This window comes from Microbacterium sp. (genome assembly GCF_049661145.1).
Taxonomy (GTDB): domain Bacteria; phylum Actinomycetota; class Actinomycetes; order Actinomycetales; family Microbacteriaceae; genus Microbacterium.
In genome coordinates, this window is sequence record NZ_JBASZT010000034.1 from 1 (window position 1) to 3,279 (window position 3,279).

The following is a 3,279-nucleotide window of genomic DNA, read 5'->3' on the forward strand; positions in this document are numbered from 1 at the left end:
GGGATGGGCCAGCCGGGCGCCGCCGCGGACCCGCTCGCGACCGCGAGATAGATCAGGATGGGCGCCACCACGCCGCCCGCGGCGGCGATCGCCGGCAGTACGGCGCGCTTCGGCGACGCGAGCTGCCCGCTCGTCAGCTCGAACTGCAGCTCGACGGCCGCGACGAAGAAGAACACCGCGAGCAGGCCGTCGGAGATCCAGTGCCGCACCGAGAGGTCGATCACGCCGGGGATGCCGATATGAGCATCGGCGACCGCGAAGGCGGCCCCCTGAAGCGGCGAGTTCGCGAGGGCGAGGCCGACCACGGCGGCCAGTAGCAGGAGAATCGCGGGGAAGCGAGCGGAGCGCAACAACGTCATGCGGCGTCTTTCGGGGTCGGGTGACAGAACGCCGATCAGTCTCGGTCCCTGAGTGCGGTCCGCCGGCGGCGGACCGTGTATCGAAGGGTCCCGGCACACCAGGTCAGCATCCTACCGCGTGACAAAGCCGAAACGTGGGGCCATTAGCGTTGGAGGCATGCCCGAAGCGATCCCCACCGAAGCCATCGATCTCGTCGACCGCGACGAGACCGACCACGAACTGCCCGAACGCCTCCGCGCCGACGTGCGCATGCTCGGGTCGTTGCTGGGCAGGGTGCTGCGCGAGAGCGGGTCACCGGGTCTGTTCGACGACGTCGAGCGCTTGCGGCGTGCCGCGATCGCGGCGTCGTCGTCGGACCCCGAAGAGTCCCGTCAGGCGTTCGAGCTGGCCGCGCAGATCGCAGACTCGTTCTCGATCCAGCGCGCCGACGAGGTCGCCCGCGCTTTCACGGTCTATTTCCACCTCGTCAACCTCGCCGAGGAGCACCAGCGCGTGCGGATCCTGCGCGAGCGAGACGGGCGTCCCGAGAAGGAGGATGCCGCCGACTCCGTTGCCGCTGCCTTCGTACGCCTGGCGGCCGAAGTCGGCGACGACACGGCCCTGGACAGACTCAAGGCGCTGCGCTTCCACCCGGTGTTCACGGCCCATCCCACCGAGGCCCGCCGCCGCGCGGTATCCACCAGCATCCGTCGGCTGGTGCTGCTGCTGACCGAGCACGACGCTTCGTCGCACGGCGGTGCCGACGAGCGCCGTGCCGAACGGCGGATGCTGGAAGAGATCGACACGCTGTGGCGCACCGCTCCGCTGCGCGCCGAGAAGCCGACGCCCGTGGACGAGGTGCGCTCGATCATGGCGGTGTTCGACGAAACGCTGTACACCGCCGTCCCGCACGTGTATCGCCGCGTCGATGACGCCCTGCAGGGTGTAGCCGCCGGCAGCCGGGCGCCCGTCGTGCGCCCGTTCGTGCGCCTGGGCACGTGGGTCGGCGGCGACCGCGACGGCAACCCTTTCGTCACCGCGTCGATCACGAAGAAGGCCGCCGCCATTGCTGCGCAGCACATCCTGCTGGGACTGGAGCGCTCGGCCGACCGCATCGCCAAGCTGCTGACCCTCGCCGCCGACACGACGGTCCCGAGCAAGGCGCTCACCGCTCTCCTGCAGCGCCTCGCCGACGCGGATGAGGAAGGCGCCGCGGATGCCGCCGAGCGCGCGATAGGCGAACCTCACAAGCGCGTCATGATGCTCATCACCCGCCGCATCACGGCGACGCGCCTGCGCAACGCCGACCTCGCGTACCGCGACCCCAAGGTCCTGCTGGGAGAGCTGCGCGTCGTGCAGGAATCGCTCATCGCCGCCGGCGCGCCGCGGCAGGCGTACGGGCACCTCCAGCAGCTGATGTGGCAGGTCGAGACCTTCGGATTCCACCTCGCAGAGCTCGAGGTGCGCCAGCACTCCGCGGTGCACGCGAAGGTGCTCGCCGAGGCAGCCGCAGGCGGCGAACTGAGCGCGCAGTCCGAGGAGGTGCTCGAGGTCTTCCGCACGATCGCGCAGATCCAGTACCGGTACGGACCGCGCGCCGCCGGCCGCTACATCGTGTCGTTCACGACGTCGGCCGCCGACCTCGCCGCCGTCCACGAACTCGCGCGACTCGCGGTCGGTCCCGGTGGCACACCGCCGGTGCTGGACGTCATCCCACTGTTCGAGACGTTCGCGGACCTGCAGGCGGCGCCGGCCGTCATGGCCGAAGTCGTGCAGGATCCCGACTTCGCCGCGCGGCTGGAGCAGACCGGCCAGCGTCTGGAGGTCATGCTCGGCTACTCCGACTCCTCGAAGGATGTCGGCCCGGTCGCGGCGAACCTGGCCCTGTATGAGGCGCAGGCGAAGATCGCCGCGTGGGCGCAGGATGCCGGCATCCACCTCACCCTCTTCCACGGTCGCGGCGGCGCGCTCGGGCGTGGCGGTGGGCCCGCGAACTCGGCGATCCTCGCACAGCCGCCGCACTCGGTCGACGGCCGGTTCAAGCTCACCGAGCAGGGGGAGGTCATCTTCGCCCGGTACGGTGATCCGTCGATCGCGATGAACCACATCGACCAGGTTGCCGCCGCCGTGCTCCTGGCCTCGGCCCCGTCGAACGAGCGTCGCAACAGCGAGGCGGCCGAGCAGTTCGCGGACGTCGCTGCCACGATGGATGCCGCCTCGCGCAAGCGCTTCTTCTCGCTCGTGAAGGCCGACGGATTCGCACCGTGGTTCGCCACGGTGACCCCGATGGAGGAGATCGGGCTGCTCGCGCTCGGATCGCGGCCGGCCCGCCGCGGGCTGTCTGTCGAGTCGCTCGAAGACCTCCGGGCGATCCCGTGGGTGTTCGCGTGGTCGCAGGCGCGCATCAACCTGGCCGGCTGGTTCGGGCTCGGCACCGCCCTCGATGCCGTCGGCGATCTGGAGTTGCTGCGTCGCGCTTACGAGCAGTGGCCGCTGTTCCGCACCGTCATCGACAACGTCGGCATGAGTCTGGCGAAGGCCGACGAGCGCATCGCACGCGGCTACCTCAGCCTCGGCGACCGTCCGGACCTCGCCGAGCTCGTCGTCGACGAGCTGCGACTGACGACCGACTGGGTCGTCAGGATCGTGGGCGGCGACGCGCTGCTGTCCAACAAGCCCGTCCTGCAGCGGGCGGTCGCGCTCCGCAGCCCGTACGTCGACGCACTGTCGCTGCTGCAGCTGAGGGCGCTGCGCGCGCTGCGGGCCGGAACGGCCACCGACGCGGAGACCCCGCAATGGCAACGTCTGCTGCTGCTCTCGGTCTCCGGCGTCTCCGCCGGACTGCAGAACACCGGGTGAGCCCGCCCACTTCTGGCCGCGAGAGAACAACTCCGCGCCGAGAGTACGGGTACCACCCGTTCTCTCGGCGGCCGGTTGTTC

General features: G+C 70.4%; 2 protein-coding genes. One reads left to right on the forward strand and one right to left on the reverse strand.

From position 1 onward, the window contains the following. A partial coding sequence (locus WBP48_RS01470; protein WP_424435008.1) for a Na+/H+ antiporter NhaA occupies nucleotides 1-359 on the reverse strand: 359 nt, incomplete at its 3' end. Nucleotides 360-516: 157 nt separating this feature from the next. Here WBP48_RS01470 and WBP48_RS01475 point away from each other — a divergent pair. After that, nucleotides 517-3,198, forward strand: coding sequence for a phosphoenolpyruvate carboxylase (locus WBP48_RS01475; protein ID WP_424435011.1), 2,682 nt, complete (start codon nucleotides 517-519; stop codon nucleotides 3,196-3,198). Nucleotides 3,199-3,279: the final 81 nt, after the last annotated feature.